At 45.4% G+C, this 17,999-nt stretch carries 20 protein-coding genes; 8 read left to right on the top strand and 12 right to left on the bottom strand.

Annotation, left to right across the window (positions count from 1 at the left end; translation table 11 throughout):
- The first annotated feature begins 51 nt into the window (after positions 1 to 51).
- The gene (locus tag MED92_RS14665; protein WP_007022353.1) at positions 52 to 813 is read left to right on the top strand and encodes a Nif3-like dinuclear metal center hexameric protein; all 762 of its coding nucleotides are present in this window, start codon (positions 52 to 54) and stop codon (positions 811 to 813) included.
- On the opposite strand, the gene MED92_RS14670 is transcribed toward MED92_RS14665, so the two are convergent.
- On the bottom strand, positions 810 to 1,349 hold the full coding sequence (locus MED92_RS14670; RefSeq protein ID WP_007022354.1) for a Z-ring associated ZapG family protein: 540 nt from the start codon (positions 1,347 to 1,349) through the stop codon (positions 810 to 812). The genes MED92_RS14665 and MED92_RS14670 overlap by 4 nt on opposite strands.
- 131 nt (positions 1,350 to 1,480) lie before the next feature.
- Positions 1,481 to 2,215: a FadR/GntR family transcriptional regulator gene (locus tag MED92_RS14675; RefSeq protein WP_007022355.1), complete on the bottom strand. Its 735-nt coding sequence runs from the start codon at positions 2,213 to 2,215 to the stop codon at positions 1,481 to 1,483.
- Between the two features lie 146 nt (positions 2,216 to 2,361).
- On the opposite strand from MED92_RS14675, the gene acuI reads away from it, so the two are divergent.
- Positions 2,362 to 3,345, top strand: a complete 984-nt coding sequence (gene acuI, locus MED92_RS14680) for an acrylyl-CoA reductase (NADPH) (protein ID WP_007022356.1) — start codon at positions 2,362 to 2,364, stop codon at positions 3,343 to 3,345.
- 35 nt (positions 3,346 to 3,380) lie between these two features.
- Here acuI and MED92_RS14685 read toward each other — a convergent pair whose 3' ends face one another.
- Positions 3,381 to 4,562, bottom strand: a complete 1,182-nt coding sequence (locus MED92_RS14685) for an NnrS family protein (RefSeq protein WP_007022357.1) — start codon at positions 4,560 to 4,562, stop codon at positions 3,381 to 3,383.
- A 118-nt stretch (positions 4,563 to 4,680) separates the two neighbouring features.
- Here MED92_RS14685 and cobU point away from each other — a divergent pair, with 118 nt between their 5' ends.
- From cobU to MED92_RS14705, 4 genes are read left to right on the top strand one after another with little or no spacing between them, the layout of a single operon-like run.
- Complete coding sequence (gene cobU / locus MED92_RS14690; RefSeq protein WP_040663097.1) at positions 4,681 to 5,199, top strand: bifunctional adenosylcobinamide kinase/adenosylcobinamide-phosphate guanylyltransferase; 519 nt, start codon at positions 4,681 to 4,683, stop codon at positions 5,197 to 5,199.
- Positions 5,196 to 6,248 (top strand): nicotinate-nucleotide--dimethylbenzimidazole phosphoribosyltransferase, encoded by a 1,053-nt coding sequence (gene cobT / locus MED92_RS14695; protein ID WP_007022359.1) that lies wholly within the window; start codon positions 5,196 to 5,198, stop codon positions 6,246 to 6,248. The genes cobU and cobT overlap by 4 nt, the downstream gene beginning before the upstream one ends.
- Before the next feature lie 2 nt (positions 6,249 to 6,250).
- Positions 6,251 to 6,868 (top strand): histidine phosphatase family protein, encoded by a 618-nt coding sequence (locus MED92_RS14700; protein ID WP_162010870.1) that lies wholly within the window; start codon positions 6,251 to 6,253, stop codon positions 6,866 to 6,868.
- Positions 6,869 to 6,883: 15 nt separating this feature from the next.
- Positions 6,884 to 8,425, top strand: coding sequence for an HDOD domain-containing protein (locus MED92_RS14705; protein WP_007022361.1), 1,542 nt, complete (start codon positions 6,884 to 6,886; stop codon positions 8,423 to 8,425).
- A gap of 3 nt (positions 8,426 to 8,428) precedes the next feature.
- Here the strand turns inward: MED92_RS14705 and MED92_RS14710 are convergent, their stop codons facing one another.
- From MED92_RS14710 to MED92_RS14730, 5 genes are all read right to left on the bottom strand, one after another.
- Positions 8,429 to 8,719 carry a hypothetical protein gene (locus MED92_RS14710; protein WP_007022362.1) on the bottom strand — a complete coding sequence of 97 codons (291 nt, stop codon included), beginning with the start codon at positions 8,717 to 8,719 and terminating at the stop codon, positions 8,429 to 8,431.
- A 24-nt stretch (positions 8,720 to 8,743) separates the two neighbouring features.
- The gene (locus tag MED92_RS14715) at positions 8,744 to 9,310 is read right to left on the bottom strand and encodes a cob(I)yrinic acid a,c-diamide adenosyltransferase (RefSeq protein WP_007022363.1); all 567 of its coding nucleotides are present in this window, start codon (positions 9,308 to 9,310) and stop codon (positions 8,744 to 8,746) included.
- 107 nt (positions 9,311 to 9,417) lie between these two features.
- Positions 9,418 to 9,645, bottom strand: a complete 228-nt coding sequence (locus MED92_RS14720; RefSeq protein ID WP_007022364.1) for a hypothetical protein — start codon at positions 9,643 to 9,645, stop codon at positions 9,418 to 9,420.
- 21 nt (positions 9,646 to 9,666) lie between these two features.
- The gene (ppk2, locus tag MED92_RS14725) at positions 9,667 to 10,566 is read right to left on the bottom strand and encodes a polyphosphate kinase 2 (RefSeq protein ID WP_007022365.1); all 900 of its coding nucleotides are present in this window, start codon (positions 10,564 to 10,566) and stop codon (positions 9,667 to 9,669) included.
- Positions 10,567 to 10,686: 120 nt separating this feature from the next.
- Positions 10,687 to 11,586 (bottom strand): 2-dehydropantoate 2-reductase, encoded by a 900-nt coding sequence (locus MED92_RS14730; RefSeq protein WP_007022366.1) that lies wholly within the window; start codon positions 11,584 to 11,586, stop codon positions 10,687 to 10,689.
- Positions 11,587 to 11,667: 81 nt separating this feature from the next.
- Between MED92_RS14730 and MED92_RS14735 the strand changes: the two genes are divergently transcribed.
- Positions 11,668 to 12,150 (top strand): YajQ family cyclic di-GMP-binding protein, encoded by a 483-nt coding sequence (locus MED92_RS14735; RefSeq protein WP_007022367.1) that lies wholly within the window; start codon positions 11,668 to 11,670, stop codon positions 12,148 to 12,150.
- Between the two features lie 37 nt (positions 12,151 to 12,187).
- Here the strand turns inward: MED92_RS14735 and MED92_RS14740 are convergent, their stop codons facing one another.
- From MED92_RS14740 to MED92_RS14755, 4 genes are all read right to left on the bottom strand, one after another.
- Positions 12,188 to 12,412 carry a PA4570 family protein gene (locus tag MED92_RS14740; protein WP_007022368.1) on the bottom strand — a complete coding sequence of 75 codons (225 nt, stop codon included), beginning with the start codon at positions 12,410 to 12,412 and terminating at the stop codon, positions 12,188 to 12,190.
- Between the two features lie 69 nt (positions 12,413 to 12,481).
- A complete protein-coding gene (locus tag MED92_RS14745; RefSeq protein WP_007022369.1) occupies positions 12,482 to 13,858 on the bottom strand; it encodes an AmpG family muropeptide MFS transporter in 1,377 nt (458 codons plus the stop codon).
- 138 nt (positions 13,859 to 13,996) lie between these two features.
- On the bottom strand, positions 13,997 to 14,956 hold the full coding sequence (locus tag MED92_RS14750; protein ID WP_007022370.1) for a porin: 960 nt from the start codon (positions 14,954 to 14,956) through the stop codon (positions 13,997 to 13,999).
- A gap of 54 nt (positions 14,957 to 15,010) precedes the next feature.
- Positions 15,011 to 15,670 carry a YccT family protein gene (locus MED92_RS14755; RefSeq protein WP_007022371.1) on the bottom strand — a complete coding sequence of 220 codons (660 nt, stop codon included), beginning with the start codon at positions 15,668 to 15,670 and terminating at the stop codon, positions 15,011 to 15,013.
- A 505-nt stretch (positions 15,671 to 16,175) separates the two neighbouring features.
- Between MED92_RS14755 and MED92_RS14760 the strand changes: the two genes are divergently transcribed.
- Positions 16,176 to 17,999, top strand: a 1,824-nt coding sequence (locus tag MED92_RS14760; protein WP_007022372.1) for a PhoX family protein, incomplete at its 3' end; no start/stop codon positions are given.

Below are 17,999 nucleotides of genomic sequence, written 5' to 3' on the forward strand. Positions count from 1 at the left end.
AAGCATAGAATTATACGATGTAATCTCCCTTTGTGAATGGATTGTAAAATAATGTCTGTAAAACTTTCTGAACTCATGGCCTATCTCAACCAAAGGTTAACTCCTGAGCTGTTTAAAGATTATTGCCCAAACGGTTTGCAGGTGGAAGGTTGTGAGGAGGTGTCACTGATCGTTTCCGGTGTTACAGCCTCTCAGGCGCTGATTGATAAAGCTATAGAGCTAAAAGCGGATGCTGTACTGGTCCATCATGGCTATTTCTGGAAAGGAGAGGATAGCTGCATTACCCGCACTAAGAAAAAACGTATCAAGGCGTTACTCGATAATGATATCAGTTTAATTGCTTACCACTTACCTTTGGACGCGCACCCTGACTTAGGTAATAACGCCCAATTAGCTGAGGTGTTAGGAATTAACACGACTGGCGGATTAGAGCCTGAGAATCCTCGCAGCATAGGTAATATTGGAGAACTAAAAGAAGCGGTACCAGCTGAGGCTTTTGCCAAGCATATAGCGATTCAGCTAGAGCGAGAGCCTGTATTGATTTCTGGTGGAGATCACCAAATCAAAACAATCGCTTGGTGTACAGGAGGGGCTCAGGGATATATAGATAAAGCGATAGCACTGGGTGTTGATGCTTTTGTTTCTGGGGAAATTTCTGAGCAGACGGTGCATAGTGCCCGGGAGAATGGTATCCACTACTTTTCTGCAGGTCATCATGCGACCGAGAGATATGGTGTTCAGGCGTTGGGTAAAGAGCTGGCGCTTCAGTTTGAACTGAAGCACCAGTACATCGAAATAGATAACCCGGTTTAAGCCGGTTTAACTTTCTCTTCCTCGGCTTGAAGAGGAGCATCTGAAATAGGTTGTTCAGTCGGTGCTTCCTCTTCGCTTTGGTCCTTCTCTTCTTTAAGGCCAAAGGTTTCAGAAAGCGTCCCTTCTTCTTCGGGTGCTTTTGGAGCATAGTCACGAGGGGGCTCAGCAGCTGTATCTGTTTCTGACCCTGTTTCAGTTGTAGCTTCTGCGTCTTCTGATTTCTCCAGTTTATTTGGAGTCATAGCAGGTTCCAGTGCTAAATCGATTGTGCCAGGCTGACATAGCCCTTGAGCGCCAGAAGCAAGGTGTTCATGCACATCTTTATAGCTATTGGTCAGGTTGTTCACCAGGGATGCTGTTTTCTCAAAGTGCTCGGCAACTTCTGCTCGATAGCTTTCGAGATCTTGCTGAGCATTCTCAAGCTGCTCGGCCAATTCTGCTTGTTTGTTGTTACTTCCAGTAGAGCGGCCCATTAAAAAACCGATGATTGTGCCAACAACCAGGGCGGCAATACTTACTAGCCAAATATTCTCCACAGTGACTCCTTAACTTTTGTACCAGAGAGAATGAAATACAGGTGGGTAGCATAAAACATCTATAGTCTGCTGCCTATGCTTAGTTGATTGTGAAGATTGCTTTAGCGCAAGGGAATTATCGATTGGTCGTGTCAGCGCCGTTGATGATTAGCCTGTGCTTCCTTTTGTAACTGATTAAGATAGTCGACCTGTTCACACAGTGTTTCTCTGGCAGATATAGAGTCCTGCCTTTCGATGGCATTAAGTAATTGTCTGTGTTGTTCTGTGATAATGTCACGCTGTCTAAAACGATAAGTAATCATGTTAGCAACAGGCTGTAGTGCTTCAATGAGGGTGTACATCACGAAACTCAGCATTTTATTGTTACTGGCATCGGCAATTGCTCGGTGAAATCTCACATCTGAAGCGCAGAACTCTTCCGCGCTAGTGCTCTCATCCAGTTGAATTTTAAGCTCTTCTCTCAACTTGTTTAGGTCATCTTCGGAGCGATGGTCGCAAGCTAAATTGCAGCATAGACTTTCAAGTTGTAGGCGGGTAGAGCTAATTTCATCTACAGAGATGTCGTTCATGCTGACGAACAGTGTGGCCGCTGTTGCCAGTTGGTCGCTGAGCTCATCTGCGCCCAGATGATTAACAAAAGTGCCGCCGGTTGGGCCTCTTCGTGAACGTATCAGGTTTTTAGCGGCCAATCTTTTTAAGGCTTCGCGGATGGTTGGGCGTGAAACCTGAAAGCGCTTAGCCAGCTCATCTTCGGTAGGCAGTCGGTCATCTGCTTTAAGGAAACCTTCAAGAATAGCTTCCTGTAGCTGATCAGCCACTTGCTTTGATAGGCTGGATTTATTGACGGGTGCTAGTTCAAGGCTCACAAAAAAACTCCTGATGATCATGCCTGTTTTTACAACTGTTCTATTCTACCTAAACCTTGTTATGAAAATAACAGTTTGCACTGTTAATTATAGTATTTTATATTTGTAAGACAAATTAACTTATTGTCGCCCCTCGGAGATTATATATGTTTAACGCATTGGTGCTTAATCAGGAAGAAGGAAAAACAGTATCCGCTGTTTCTCAACTTGAACTGACCGATCTGCCTCAAGAAGATGTGCTGGTAAAAGTAGACTACTCATCACTGAACTATAAAGATGGTTTGGCGATTACCGGTAAGGGCAAGATCATTAGAAATTTCCCAATGGTACCGGGCATTGACTTAGTAGGGACCGTCGAGGAAAGTGCTGATTCACGATATAAGTCTGGCGACAAGGTTGTATTAACCGGCTGGGGCGTTGGTGAAAACTACTGGGGTGGATACTCTCAGTATGCCCGTTTGAAAGCGGACTGGCTTGTGCCTCTGCCAGAAAATATGGATCCGGTACGGACAATGCAAATTGGCACAGCTGGCCTTACAGCGATGCTGTGTGTAATGGCGCTTGAAGAAGGCGGTGTCACTCCTGATAAAGGCCCGATTATTGTTAGTGGAGCCGCAGGCGGTGTTGGCAGTGTAGCTGTATCTTTGCTATCGGGTTTGGGCTATCAGGTTACTGCGATAACGGGGCGCCCTGAGACTGCTGATTATCTTAAAAGCCTGGGCGCTTCTGAAATAGTCACTCGAGAAGAGATGGCAGAGCCAGCACGTCCACTTGAAAAGCAGCGTTGGGCAGGGGCGGTTGATACCGTTGGCGACAATATTCTAGGTCGAATCCTGGCTGAAACTGATTACAACGGCGTTGTTGCTGCATGTGGTCTGGCGGCCAGCTTCAAACTTCCTACAACCGTAATGCCGTTTATTTTGCGTAATGTGCGTTTGCAAGGTGTTGATTCAGTTATGTGCCCTGTAGAGCGTCGCCAGGAAGCATGGCAGCGTTTAGCGAAGCAGCTGCCAGACGATGCTGTGGGTGAAATTGCACAGTTAATTGGTTTAGATGAACTGGCTGATTATGCGGAGAGAATCACCAATGGGCAGGTTAAAGGTCGTGTTGTTGTCGATCTGAATAAATAATCTGTAGATAGTAAGGGGGGCTTTCGCCCCCTTTTTTATCCATAGAGGCCATCCAGTCTTGGCTTAATCAGAATGGATGTGTAGTGAAGTAAAAAAAGTAACCAGGCAAATACCCATAAACTGCCAGAAAGGTGCAGAGTTGCCAGATAAGGTATGGGCAGAAAACCTATACATATCCTCAAGATCGCAGCGAGCAGCATAAGAACAAAGGCGCAGATAACCACGGGGCCAATCGCAAGGGGCCTTCCTGTATGTCCTAAAGAAACGCGGGCCATCATACCCAGTGTCAACGCACCGATACCCCCAGCTGCAAAGGCATGATAAGCAATTGATTGCGAGACAATTTCCAGCGTACTCAAGCCGAATAAGAGATAGCCTAATGGGATAAAACTGTAGCCAAGCTGCAGAATCCACACCAGTGGAGTCGAGAAAATTTTAAGGCTAAACCATCCCGCCGTTCTTAATCCATTAGCGGCCGCCAGCGCGAAACTAACGATCGCCAGTAATGTATTAAGCTCGACGAAGTTGAGAATAAGCCAGACTAAACTCAGTGGAATAATGCTTTTCTCAATCAGTGCGAATTTCCTGCAGCTGACACCACCGGGTACACCTCGTTCGGAGAAGAAAGGTATAACGCGCCCGCCAATTATTGTGATAACCACAACAACGATAAATAAGCCGAGTCGGATGCCCAGATCAGCAGTTGCTTCAAGCACCCCTAGTAACTGTAAATGAATTAATAAGTTACCAATGAAGAAGCCGGTGAGCAGAGGGACGAACACCAGATTTCTATAGTTACCTGAGCAAATGATTGGCCAGGCGATAGAGATCGCTAAAAGCGGTGCAAATGCTAAATCGATCGTCGCCATCAAGCTGGCAGGAAGGTTGGGTATCAGAGGGCTAACACGAGCGAAAAGCCATAGAAGAAATAGTGCTGCAAGCGGCCAGCTATAGAGCGTTTGTACGTTGGTCCAGTTTCTGACTGCCGTGAGAAGGAAGCCCGCAATGATTGCCAGAGCAAATCCGTAGATCATTTCGTGGGCATGCCAATAGATGCCGTAGCTATAGTAGTTCGGTTGCAGGCCGTTGCTGTACATCAGAATCCATACAGTCATCAATACAGCTGAGACCAGTGCTCCGCCAAGAAAAAAAGGACGGAATCCCAGATTGAATAGTGAGAATCGCCTTGGTAAACGATGTTCCTGAAGCTGAATCATTAGGGCCTCCATACAGGGGCAAGTGTATACTATAGATAGGCTTATATTATGTATTAAAAATACATCTTTTGAAACCGCTATTCTTGACGGTAATCAATAGATGGGTTGGAGAAGACAATTGCGTCAGTTGATATTAGGTGGAGCTCGTTCGGGAAAAAGCCGTCTTGCTGAAGAAAGAGCAAAGCAGTCAGGATTAGAAGTTGTCTACATTGCTACCGCTCAGGTCAAAGATAAAGAGATGGCCGAGCGGGTCGAGCTTCACAGGCAGGGAAGACCTTCTAATTGGCAAGTTATTGAAGAGCCGTTGCTATTGGCCGATCGGCTTCGTGATCTGAGTGACCAAAACAAAGTAGTCATCGTTGATTGCCTGACGCTGTGGCTGACTAACTTGTTGTTAATTAGTGAAGATGAGATGCTCAAGGGGATGACTGATTTAGAAGAGGCTGTCACGCACTATGCAGGAGAGCTGTATCTTGTTTCTAATGAGGTGGGTTGGGGTATCGTGCCTATGGGGGAACTCAGCCGCAAATTTCAGGACAATACCGGCCGTTTACACCAGGCTCTCGCAGCATGTGTTGAAAGAGTGACCTTGTGCGTCGCAGGTATTCCGTTAGAAGTTAAGGGTAATCAAAATTGAATTTGGAACAATGGCGTAGCCTGACAGTTAAGCAGTTGGATCAAGAAGCGAAGCAGGCGGCTGAGCTTCATCAAGCCCAGTTAACAAAACCACCCGGCTCATTAGGAATGCTAGAGAGTTTAGTTGTTGATCTGGCTGCTATGCAGGGAACAGTATTTCCCCGCTGTGACAATGTACATATCTCTATTTTTGCTGCTGATCATGGGGTCGCATGTCAGGGAGTATCTGCTTTCCCCCAGGACGTTACTGCGCAGATGGTACTTAATTTTGCACAGGGTGGAGCTGCTGTAGCCGTTCTAGCTAAGCAGATGGGTGCCAACTTCGAAGTTATTAATCTGGGTACGGTGAAGCCTACAATGCACCCGGGTATCATTAATCAGATCATTGCCGAGCAGTCAGGAGATATTTCTCAAACAGCCGCGATGACTGAAGAACAGCTACTTCAGGGGCTTCAAGCAGGCAAGCAGGCAGTGGATAGGGCTATCGCTCTGAAGAGTAAATTATTTATCGCGGGCGAGATGGGAATAGCGAACACAACCTCCGCAACCGCTCTACTTGCCTCACTGCTGGAATTAAATGCTGAAGACGTCACTGGACCAGGCACCGGCGTATCGGGTTCGCGGCTTGAACATAAGGCGAGTATAGTCGCTCAAGCGTTAACTCTTCATCAGGGGATTAACGATCCCTTTGAATTGCTTCGTTGCTTAGGTGGCTTTGAAATTGTTGCCATGTGTGGGGCTTATATCCGGGCAGCAGAAAAAGGTTTACCCGTACTCGTCGATGGTTTTATTAGCTCTGCATCAGCCTTATTGGCCTGTAAAGTTAATCCAGAGGTTCGAAAGTGGTTACTTTTTGGTCATTGTTCTGCTGAACCTTTCCACAGTAAGGTATTGCAAGAATTAGATGTTGAGCCAATTCTGATGATGGGTATGCGTTTGGGAGAAGGAAGCGGGGCTGCTATGGCGGTGAGTATACTCAGAGCTGCATGCGAGCTGCACTCATCCATGGCTACTTTCTCTGATGCGGGCGTCAGTAATAGTGGTGAATGAATTTGAGAAGTAAACTAATCGATCTTTTTAGACATGGGGCTCCTGGTTTAACTGGAGTTTATCTGGGACACACCGATTGCCCGCTGTCTGTGGATGGTCGATTAGCCGCTGCTGGCGCAGTTTCAGTTCAGAATCATTGGGATTTGATAGTCAGTTCACCTTTAATGCGTTGCTTTGAAACTGCGCAATGGCTTGCCGATCGCACGGGTAAAGAGTTACTGGTATTGCCGGAATTAAAGGAATTCAATTTTGGCAGTTGGGATGGCAGGTCGTTCGAAGAGGTCTATGCATCCGATAAAAAGCAAGCGGATCGGTTTTGGGCTGATCCGCAAAACGCGCCTCCACCAGGCGGGGAAACCATCGAAGAATTCAGATTACGCGTGAATAAAGGTCTGAAGGAACTGCTGGATCACCCTGCTGTTAATCCGCTTGTTATCACCCATGGAGGCGTTATCCGTATGTTGACTGCTGAAATACTTGGGGTGGATGTTGAGAGATGGTCTCAGATAAAAGTGGACTATTCTCACTTTACTCAACTAAGGTTTGATTATGACGGGGAGCAATGTTGGCCACAATTGATTAGTAGTAATATCAAACACCCTCAAACTTCGCCTGCTTGAATTTAAAGGCTCCAGATGAAATACACTGAAACGCTCAAGAATATCCACCGTAGCCTCGATCGACTAGGAGACCTTCCTGTCTTTAGTGCTACAGTCAATCGTATTCAGCAGATCAGTGCATCGGAAGAGAGTGATGCGATGGCACTCGCCATGGCAATCATGAAAGATACAGGGCTGACCGCCAGGCTGCTTAAATTAGCCAATTCTCCGGTTTATAAACGAGGGCAAGGCAATATTAATGTGGTTTCCCGGGCTGTGGTATTACTTGGGTTTAATCAGATTAAGAATATCTGCCTTACCCTAAAGCTCATAGAAAGCTTCCATGATGAACACCCTGATCTTGATGTTCCTGGGTTGATGATGCGTCAGTTTCTTAGCGCTAATATTGCAAAAGAGTTGGCCATCAGGGCAGATAAAGCTGCGGACCCGGAAGAAGCTTATATTGGAGCGTTACTGTTTGGGTTAGGTGAAGTTATGGTTGCCTGCACAATGCCTGATCAGTATAGAAAACTACTAAGGCTTAAATCGACCAGTGATAAGAAGTGGCCAACGCTCCAGGCTGAAGTATTGGGTATAAGTTTTAGTGAGTTAGGCCGGGAGATGGCTGCGGGATGGGGTTACCCGAAGCAAGTAACAAATAGTATGTCTCAGGTGCAGTTGCAGCAACTGGACGAAAAAAGCGATCTACTCAATTCGCTTCCTTCGCTGGCTAATGGTTTGGTTCAGCAGGTCTATGGTCAGGACCACGCCGATGAACAACCTTACGATCAATTGGTTGACGCAGTCTCACTGGTAGGTGGTATTCCATTTGATGATGTCGGTGAAGTTACCCTGCAATGTTTCCGGCAGGTGGCTAAGGTCAGCCGGGTCTATGGTTTGAAGACCAGTTCTCTGATTCCCGAGTTCACCGAGACGGGAAATATTGCAAAAGACGATATGGTAAGGCAGCTGTCTTTCCTTGCTCACAGTGAAGCGGAAAATATTGCAGCTGAAGAAGCAATCGAAACAGTTCAGCGGGCCGAACAAGAAGAACTGAAACGTAGTGAGGAGCAGCTTGATTATCTGAATCGGCTGACTGAACTTATCGCTTCTGAAGGGAAGATCCACGAGGTGTTTAAACTCGTCATTGAGGCGATTAGAAAGTGCAGTAATTTTGATCGGAGCATGCTCTGCTTGCTAGGCAAAAAAAATACACACCTTTCGGTGAAGATGATCGAGGGTGATCAGATTGAGCCATTACAGGCGTATTTTGAGCGGAGTAAAAATGGCAAAGCGGATGATCTTTTTTTCAAAGTGCTGAGTAAACAGGTAACACTGCTAGTTAATGATCTGGATGAAGAAGGATGGCGTAAACGATTGCCGCCGGACTTTGTCGGCAAGGTTGATTGTCATGGGTTTGTGCTGATCCCATTAACGATGGGCAATCGTGTGATCGGGATGCTTTATGCGGATAAGCTTAATGAGAGTGGGGCCGTGTCGGAAGATGATTTTAATGCTTTCAACCACTTCGCGACACAAACCCGCTTAGCGCTCATGTACGCTGACAGTAAGCGCTAGTGATTATTCAGTTAAGCCTTTAACGAACGACTTAGTGTCTTTCCAGGCTTCTTTACTAACCTCTACACCGGAATCGATCACATCGCCTCCAGTTTCAACCACAGTTTTCGCACCTGACTCAGTAGAGCATACAGCCCTTTTTGCGACACATTTAGATTTACAGCCGAGCTCTGCTGCTTCATCAGAAAAGTGTACGACTGCACACTTAGTTTCACACACCGTTTGATCGGTAGAGCAGTCTGCCATCACCAGAGGCGAACAAAGTAGCAAGAAGCCAAAAATAATTTTTTTCATTAATCTCTCCAAGGGGGAGTTGTTTTAACGTTTGCCTTTGGGTTTCCAAAGAACCTCTTCGCCGCCTTGTTGCAACACTATATATCTGCTGGCCACAAACAGCAGATCAGATAATCTATTCAGGTAAGCTACCGATTCAGGATTTACGAATTGGTCTTCTTCCTGACATAAGCTTGTCATAATTCTTTCCGCGCGCCGACAGACGCTACGTGCTAAATGGCAGTAACTTGCTGCCGGTCCGCCACCTGGAAGAATGAATTCCTTCAGTGGTGGGAGCAATTCATTCCATTGGTCCAGTTGCTCCTCAAGGTATTTTACCGTGCTTTGGTCAATAACTGTATAGCTGGCATCGTCCATTGCAAGTTCCCCACCCAGATCAAATAGATGGTGCTGGACATTCAGCAGCGTTTCCGAAACAGTGCTTTTTTCATCCGTGTTTGCAAGGGTCACTCCGATCAGACTATTTAACTCATCAACCGTTCCGATCGTCTCTATTCGGATATGATTTTTGGGAACTCTTGCGCCAGTGGCCAGTGAAGTTTTGCCCTGATCTCCGCCGCGGGTATAAATACGTGTAAGCCTGTTAGCCATGATTTGTATCCTAAACTAGATAACAAACTATATATGGGAAGCAGTAACAGACTTCAAGAGGATGTGAAATAGAAATGGGGAAGCTAAAGCTTCCCCGGGTGGTGAGCTTAGTTGTCGAAGTGTTCGGCGAAATGACGAATATCATGAGCCAGCTTATCGATCTTATCAGCGGCTTTTTCCATCTCTTCAAGCACGGCAGTACTGATCGCGGACTCAATAAGCAGGGCCAGCTCATCTAAATGAGTGTCACCAATATCATTGACTAAAGCATCAGGTAGTTTTGCTTTGAAAGAAGAAACTACGTTTTGTGCATGTACATTCTGTTTCATTGTCATTGTTAAAATTCCTCAGAGCCATTACTTGTGAACAGGGTGACGATCTATCTGCCCTTGTGCATTACTTACGATCAGTGGATCGGGGTGAAGATCGATCTCTTCGTTCTTATTGGGGTAAGGCATGCGGTTCAGCAAGTGACGCATCGTATTTAGTCGGGCACGCTTCTTATCGTCGGACTTGATAACTGTCCAAGGTGCGTCAGCTGTATCTGTATAGAAAAACATAGATTCTTTGGCTTCAGTGTATGAATCCCACTTATCTAAAGAGGCCAAATCGATTGGGGAAAGCTTCCATTGTTTCAATGGATCTACGCGGCGAGCCTGGAAGCGTCGGAACTGCTCATCACGGCTGACTGAGAACCAGAATTTGAATACTTTAATGCCACTTCGGGTAAGCATCCGTTCCAAATCTGGGGTCTGTCGCATAAATTCAAGGTATTCAGCCGGCGAGCAGAAGTTCATGACCTTTTCTACACCTGCACGGTTGTACCATGAACGGTCGAACAGCACGATCTCGCCAGCGGTAGGCAGATGATTAATGTAGCGCTGGAAGTACCATTGGCCTTTTTCCTGCTCTGTCGGCTTTTCTAGCGCGACTACACGAGCTCCACGAGGGTTAAGGTGCTCCATAATGCGTTTAATGGTGCCACCCTTGCCTGCGGCGTCCCGGCCTTCAAAGAGAATAACCACACGCTGGCCGGTTTCACGAACCCAGTTCTGCATTTTTAATAGTTCAATTTGCAGCTCTTTCTTGGTTTTTTCGTATTCTTTTCGAGATATTTTAGTGTCGTAGGGGTAATCACTTGCTTCGAACTGATCAGTAACCTCCTGATCCAGTAGCACAGTGGGGCAGGTTTCTTCCTGAGTTTCAATTTCAGGTACCTGAGCATCAATTTCTGGTGTCTGTAACTCCTGGTTCATAGGCATTCCTCTTAAGGTTAGTTAATCAGTAGTTCCGATTATGCGCCTCTTGTATTTGGAATGTCTGATATAGGTCAAGTGCCTGTCAGATAAAGATAAAAAAGCATTTTCTTTTCAAATTTATCCGCTATTATCCTCCAGCTCTCGAATCTTCTTCAGGTACTTTTGGTTGGTCGGTACCGATACCCCCTTCGCCTCTGCTAAACGGCATAAATAACCGGTAATATTTTCGATTTCTGTCTGCCTGTTTTGGCGAATGTCCTGCAGCATCGATGAATAGTTTTTTGCCGTTAGCTCAGCTACCTGGCAGGCGTTTTCGATGAGAGGACCATCAAACAGTTCAATTCCCACTGCAGTGGCCACAGATTCGACCTCACGGCAGATAGAAGCCATCTCGGTTAAGTAGTCCGGGTTATTAATCAACTCACCGTTTTGACAATTGAAAAGGGCTGTTAAAGGGTTAATGCTGCAGTTGATAGCGAGCTTGCGCCACAGCGTTGCATGAATGTCATCATCCAGTTCAACTGTCAGGAAACCGCAGCCCAGCTGTTCTATCCAGGGGTAAATGTTTGTAGGGGAGCCAATGCGAGTGATGCCTTTGCCTGCGTGATTAACTGTGAAGTCATCGCTTAACCAGGCACCATCAGTCGTCGATGCCCAGGCTACTTTAGCGGAGGGGAAGTTATCTGAAATCCAATCCTGACTGCCCATGCCATTTTGTAAAACGATGATCTTTGCATCTTCAGCAATGCGGTGCTTGATACTGTTTATTGCGGCTTTGGTATCTGTTGATTTAGTCGTTACGAGTAGTTGATTTATAGTTTCTGGTGAGTCGGAGAGTTCTGCATCGACAAAATATAGCTGCTCAGATAGCTTTAAGCGCTGCTCTGCTGCATGGAACTTTTCAAGTTTATCCTGATTACGCAGTACTAATGTGACAGGGTAACCCATATAACTGAAATTACAGCCCCATAAATTACCTATGGAACCGGCGCCTAATATATACCATCTGTTCTTCATCTCTACCTCCATAATGGCCTGTGCGACGTGAAAACACGGGATAGGTCAGCTAAAATCGCCAAAAACTAAGGAGAATTTTTAATGCCGTCATTTGATATCGTATCAGAATTGGATATGCATGAAGTAACCAATGCCGTTGACCAGTCAAATCGTGAACTGCAGATGCGTTACGATTTTAAAGGTGTGGATGCAAAGTTTGAATTAAATGACAGTGCGGTGACGCTTCAGGCTGAGGTGGATTTCCAGTTACAGCAGATGTTGGAAGTGCTTCGGACTAAAATGACGGGCCGTAAGATCGATATTCGCTGTCTAGAGATCAAAGACCCTGAACAGGCCAATATGCGTGCGCGGCAAGAGATTATTCTCAAGCAGGGGTTGGATCAGCCATTTGCGAAGAAAATCGTGAAAATGATCAAGGATAAAAAGCTCAAAGTACAAGCTCAGGTTCAGGGCGAGCAAGTGCGTGTAACGGGTAAAAAGCGGGATGACCTTCAGTCGGTTATGGCTATGTTACGTGAAGCTGAACTTGAGTTGCCTTTGCAGTTCAATAACTTCCGTGATTAGAAACGGTCATCCCTGAGTTGTGAATATGCTTTAAGGATCAGTTACGCAACTGTTCCTGATCCAGGCAATCGAGCAAAAACAGTTCTTTAACCAGCTCTTGTGAAGGGGGCTGGTTAAAATCCTCTACATTGATTGCGCCATTGAGGATCTTTCTCTTCAAGGTTTCCCCTTGCCAGTTTAATACAGAGATCCCTGTCTTTCTGTGGATAACCTTCAAGTAGGGGTTTTCTCTTTCAAACCAAGCGTCAATTGTGTAAGTCATCTGTCATCCCCTGTTTGGTATTGAGGGAATGATCCTAGCGTATTTTTTTTTAAATGTTAATGATAATGATTATTGTTTATTTATTTTCGCAGCTAGCCAGACTAATACAAGAACGGGTAAGCCAAGTAAGGCTACGCTAATAAAGAACCACTCGTAGCCGAATTGATCGACGAACCCACCAGAGAACCCACCCAGAAATTTAGGAAACAGCAGCATTACAGAGCTAAATAACGCGTACTGAGTGGCCGAATATTGAATGTTAGTCAGGCTGGATAGGTAAGCGACAAAGGCTGCGGTAGCGATGCCCCCACTTAAGTTATCGAGTGAAATCACCAGGGTCAGAGCTTGTGTGTTGTGCCCAAGTGTGGCCAACCAGGCAAAAAGCAGGTTGGTGAGAGCAACCATCAATGCGCCAAGGAAGAGGATCTTCATAACACCAAAGCGGTTAACAAGAATGCCACCAACACCTGCGCCAACAATCGTCATAATGACGCCATAGATTTTGATAATCTGGGCGATCTCTTCTTTAGTGAAGCCCATATCAACATAAAAAACGTTCGCAATAATGCCCAAAATAACATCAGAAATTCTATAGGTGCCGATGAGTGCGAGAATGATCAGTGCTTGTTGGCCATAGCGTTTAATAAAATCGGCAAAAGGGCAGATAATCGCAATATAGGCCCAGCCTATAAACTTAGCCGTCCAGGCGGGGAGGTGAGCGTAACGCTTACTATAGCGGATGATCTCTTGTTGCTGGGTGAGCGTTTCAGCATCCATAGGAACGGCCTTAGGCTCTTTAACAATGAGCGTGGTTGCCAAGCCAATAAGCATCAGTGAGGCCATCCCCAAATAGGCATAGCGCCATGATGAGGGGTCATATTCTGAAGGTGCGTTAGAAAACCAGGAGGCTAACGCGAGTGCGCCAGCGCCAGCAACGATCATCGCGATTCGATACCCAGCCATATAGGTTGCAGCCATGGCCGCTTGAAGCCTTTCACCGGCCGATTCGATGCGGTAAGCGTCAATTACAATATCCTGTGTTGCGGAACTGAATGCCACCAGGACAGCAAGAAGCGCCATTGCCTGTAGGTTTTGTAAAGGGTCTGCAAATGCTAATCCTGACAGCCCACCGATCAATAAAAGCTGCGAGAGGAATAACCAGCTTCGCCGCCTGCCGAGTAATGTCGAGAGCAGAGGCAGTGGGAATCTATCAATCAAGGGGGCCCATAACCACTTAAAGCCGTACGCAAGTCCGACCCATGAAAAATAGGTGATCAGGCTACGTTCGACACCCGCTTCCCTTAACCAAAAGGAGAGCGTGCCAAAGACCAGTAAGATCGGTAAGCCAGAAGAGAAACCCAGAAAAAAAAGCGTAACTGCACGTGGATGTAGATAGATTTTTAGTGAGTCCAACCAAGACTCGGCTTGCTGGTTGACAGATGACATCTCGGGCCCTTCCTTGAATATCCCCTTATTGTCTATTGCTAGAGGGGCTGAGGCAATAAAAAAGGCCCGATTACGCGGGCCTCAAATGTTCAGATAAGGATTACCCGAAGGGGGAGGTAATCCTTAACTTAAACTTTTTTAGAATTTGATCTGCATGCCTGCAAGCACGTCAATCTCAGTAGTCGCGTCAGTTGCTGCGTTATCGTAGTCAGTAGAGCTTACTTCAGCGAACAATTTAACGTTTTTCTGGGATGGGAACTTGTAGCTTACGTTAGCGTAGAATGTATCAGCATCGCCGTTCGCCGCTTCAGCATCCAGGTTTACGTAACCCACAGCAAATTTAGTCGTTTTAGACGCTTTAAAAGTAGCAACAAGGTTAGTTACATCCTGGTCGTTACCCGCAGTATTGCTGTCAGAAGAAGAGTAATCTGCGCCGATAGTTGCGAAACCTGCATCAAACTCTGCACTCAGACCCCAAGTGTCGATCTCTTCATTAGATGTCTTAGTGTGAGCCTGGTATGCAGCGCCAACAGCTACAGGGCCGAAATCGCCGCCTACAAACAGATCAGTAGACTCGCCGTTGTCAGAGTCGTTGTTATCTGCTTCCAATTCGTGAGAGAAAACGATGTTAGCAGCTTCGAAGTCAGCTTCTACACGGATAACGTCATCGCCAGAAGAGGAAACTGCATCGAACTGATCTTCTTCAAGTGTGGTTTCGTAAGCGCCTTCAACACCAAACTCGTCACCAGCCAGATTCTGTTTACCCACTTTAACTTTAACGTTGTGAATCTGCAGACCCAGGTAAGCTTCTTCAAGATCAGAACCGCTTTGTTTGTCTTCAGCAGCATCTTTGAATCCGAAATCCAACTGACCGAAAGCTTTCATGTCGTTGCCCAGATCATAGATCACAGTGTTTTTGATCTCTAGGTCATCGAACTCAACGTCAACGTCGTTAGCTTTTTTGTGATCATCGCGCAGCTGGATCTGCCAATCACCTTTCATTTTGAAAGTAAGACCTTTGTCTTCGTAAATAGTCGCCGCAGTTGCAGAGTTAGCTGCAAGAGCTGCAATAGCAGAAGCCAGAATCAGCTTTTTCATTTTTGTGCTCTCCAAGAGTTTGGTAGGTAAATTAGTTAATATAAAATTTAATAATCACTGATTATTAATAAGTTCTTTAAAAGACTTCCGTGTTTTTTCATCTGCCTGGTTGTACCAGTAGATCAGCATTTCAGCGGCCATGTTTTTTGTGTTATTATTATTTTGGCTTTTGCTGTTTTTTTCTTTAATCATTGAATTTGAGGAAATCTGTTTTTTTGGAAGTGCTGCTTCCTCACCAGATTTATTAAATTCTTCGAGCTCATTTTCAAAGTCGCGGCTTAACTGGAAACCTGCACGCTTTATTTTGGAGATTTTATAAGCAACTTTATCACCTGAAGAATCTAAAAAACTCCAGTTCATTGAGGTTTCAAAATCTTCCAAATCCTTCATTCGCTTAATTTCAGGCGCAGAAAGCGTTAAAGACTTATCTTTACTATCAAATAGAAGAACGAAAGCATTGCTATGCTCAAGTTCGTACTCGCTTCCTTTTTTTACTTCTGCGGTATAGTTAACCAAAATCTGATTAACCCCATTGGGTAAAGATAAAACCTTGGTGCTAGAAAATAGACTGTCAGGGTTAAGCTCTTTGCCATTGGCTGCTAATAAGTTAACGCCTTCACCTACATTAAGAGTGTTTTCAGCGGCAACATTTGTTGCAAAAAAAGCAGTGGCTGCAAGAAAAATTACAGTTTTTAAATTTTTGTTAGGTTTCAATTTTCTAGCCTGTATCTCAAATGAACTCTATTGCGGCGCAATAATAGATTTGTTTTATTTCAAAATTGTTTCGGATTTATTTTTTTTGGGAATTAAATAATTAAGGTTTTATTTCATAAGTATTTCTGTTTTGTAATTTTTTATTGTTCTGTTAAGGGTTTGAAATATATGTGCTATTTTGGTGCTTATAGGTATTTGTTTTGTGTGGTTTTTGTTTGTTTTTTGTTCGGTGTGTTAGGTGTGCTTTTGAACTGGTCAGGAGCGTATCTAAGCGTGTGTGATTGCTTTTATATTGTTGTTTAGCGGTTTTTGGTGAGGGTTTATGAGTTGTTTATATATATGTTAATTTGTTTTTGTTGGATAATTTTTTTGTCACTATTTTTTAATGAAAGGCATCTAACTTGTCATGATTAAATTTAGGGTGCGAATAATGTTGCATTCTGTTTATCTATGGTGAGGGATTGCCTAATAGGCGATCTACATAAAAAGAGTGAGTATCACAACAATGAGCTATAACAATTCACATGATCTATGCAGTAATCTGAATGAAGAGCAGGATTCTGAATTTACTCAGATGACTGATAAGGTAGTTAGTCGTCGCAGTTTCTTAGCGGGTATGGGAGCACTGGGTCTGGGGGCTTTTGTTGCAACTACACCGTTAGCACAATCTGTTCAGGCTGCAATGAAAGCTAAAGTTCAGAGTAAATTGATGGGCTTCAAGCCGATTGCCGCAAGTACTGCTGACACTGTTGTGGTTCCAGAAGGTTACAAGGTCTCAAATCTGATCTCCTGGGGGGATCCTCTCTTCGTAAATGCACCTGAGTTTGATCCATCAGGTAAGGCGCCTGCTTCTGCCCAGGCTCAGCAGTTTGGTGACAATACAGATGGTATGTCTTTGTTCCCGCTGTCCGATGATCGCGCTGTTCTGGCGATCAATAATGAGTATACAAATAACGATCTGCTGTTCGATCACAAAGGTGAGAATATGACGGCAGATGATGTGCTCAAAGCACAGAATGCCCATGGCGTTTCTGTTTTTGAAATCCAGAAAACAGCTAAAGGCTGGGAAGTGGATCGTGCCGGTAAACTTAATCGCCGTATCACTGCCAATACACCGATGAAAGTGACGGGGCCTGCAGCAGGGCATGATCTACTGAAAACTGCCGCCGATGCGACGGGTACAGAGGTATTGGGTACCTTTAATAACTGTGCAAACGGTGAAACGCCCTGGGGAACTTATCTAACTTGTGAAGAGAACTTCCACAACTATTTTGGAACGGCTGATGAGACCTATCAGGTACCTGCTGCCCAGAAACGATACGGTGTTAAGCCTGCCGATAAGCGCTACCAGTGGAGCAAGTTTGATGAGCGTTTTGATATCGCCAAAAACCCAAATGAGCCAAATCGCCATGGCTGGGTTGTGGAAATCGATCCTATGGATCCGCAGTCTAAGCCGCTTAAACGAACTGCTCTGGGGCGTTTCAAGCACGAGAATGCGGCGCTTATGATCGATAACAGTGGACATGTTGTTGTTTACCTGGGTGATGATGAGCGTGGTGAGCACCTGTATAAGTTCGTCTCAAAAGGCAAATATAACGCTTCCAATAAAGCTTCGAACCGTAATTTGCTAGAAGAGGGCACGCTGTACGTTGCTAAATTTGCAGCGACTGAAGGCGAACTAAAAGGTAAAGGCCAGTGGATCGAACTCACTTTCGGTAAGAATGGGCTAACCCCGGAAAATGGCTTTATCAGTCAGGCGGAAGTACTGATTCATACGCGTCTGGCTGCGACTCAAGTGGGTGGTACCACCATGGACCGTCCGGAGTGGGTCGCTGTTCATCCAAACAAGATGAGCGCTTGCTGTACGCTGACAAACAACAAAAATCGTGGCAAGAAAGACAATCAGCCTGTTGCTGGGCCTAACCCACGAGCTGGAAATAAATATGGTCAGATTGTGCGCTGGACACCCGCAAACGGTGATCACACAGCAACCGAGTTTGACTGGGATCTGTTTGTCATTGCGGGTAACCCTTCAGTGCATAAAGAAGGTCTGTTGGCAGGTAGTCAGAATGTTACTACAGAGAACATGTTTAACAGCCCGGATGGTCTTGGGTTCGACAAAGGTGGTCGTTTGTGGATCATGACAGACGGAAAGTATTCCAATAAGGATGACTTTGCGGGTATGGGTAACAATCAGATGCTTTGTGCTGATCCTGAAACTGGTGAGATCCATCGCTTCCTGGCAGGTCCTGTTGCTTGTGAAGTCACGGGTCTGACTTTCTCGCCCGATCAGAAAACAATGTTTGTAGGTATTCAGCATCCAGGTGAA

This window comes from Neptuniibacter caesariensis (assembly GCF_000153345.1).
Classification (GTDB): domain Bacteria; phylum Pseudomonadota; class Gammaproteobacteria; order Pseudomonadales; family Balneatricaceae; genus Neptuniibacter; species Neptuniibacter caesariensis.

Bases quoted from the DNA above. Each gene is read 5' to 3' on its own strand.
- MED92_RS14705 (WP_007022361.1), top strand. From the start codon at position 6,884: ATGAAATACACTGAAACGCTCAAGAATATCCACCGTAGCCTCGATCGA.
- MED92_RS14740 (WP_007022368.1), bottom strand. From the start codon at position 12,412: ATGACTTACACAATTGACGCTTGGTTTGAAAGAGAAAACCCCTACTTG.
- MED92_RS14715 (WP_007022363.1), bottom strand. From the start codon at position 9,310: ATGGCTAACAGGCTTACACGTATTTATACCCGCGGCGGAGATCAGGGC.
- MED92_RS14710 (WP_007022362.1), bottom strand. From the start codon at position 8,719: ATGAAAAAAATTATTTTTGGCTTCTTGCTACTTTGTTCGCCTCTGGTG.
- acuI (WP_007022356.1), top strand. From the start codon at position 2,362: ATGTTTAACGCATTGGTGCTTAATCAGGAAGAAGGAAAAACAGTATCC.
- ppk2 (WP_007022365.1), bottom strand. From the start codon at position 10,566: ATGAACCAGGAGTTACAGACACCAGAAATTGATGCTCAGGTACCTGAA.
- MED92_RS14685 (WP_007022357.1), bottom strand. From the start codon at position 4,562: ATGATTCAGCTTCAGGAACATCGTTTACCAAGGCGATTCTCACTATTC.
- MED92_RS14745 (WP_007022369.1), bottom strand. From the start codon at position 13,858: ATGTCATCTGTCAACCAGCAAGCCGAGTCTTGGTTGGACTCACTAAAA.
- MED92_RS14720 (WP_007022364.1), bottom strand. From the start codon at position 9,645: ATGACAATGAAACAGAATGTACATGCACAAAACGTAGTTTCTTCTTTC.
- MED92_RS14665 (WP_007022353.1), top strand. From the start codon at position 52: ATGTCTGTAAAACTTTCTGAACTCATGGCCTATCTCAACCAAAGGTTA.
- MED92_RS14750 (WP_007022370.1), bottom strand. From the start codon at position 14,956: ATGAAAAAGCTGATTCTGGCTTCTGCTATTGCAGCTCTTGCAGCTAAC.
- MED92_RS14735 (WP_007022367.1), top strand. From the start codon at position 11,668: ATGCCGTCATTTGATATCGTATCAGAATTGGATATGCATGAAGTAACC.
- MED92_RS14730 (WP_007022366.1), bottom strand. From the start codon at position 11,586: ATGAAGAACAGATGGTATATATTAGGCGCCGGTTCCATAGGTAATTTA.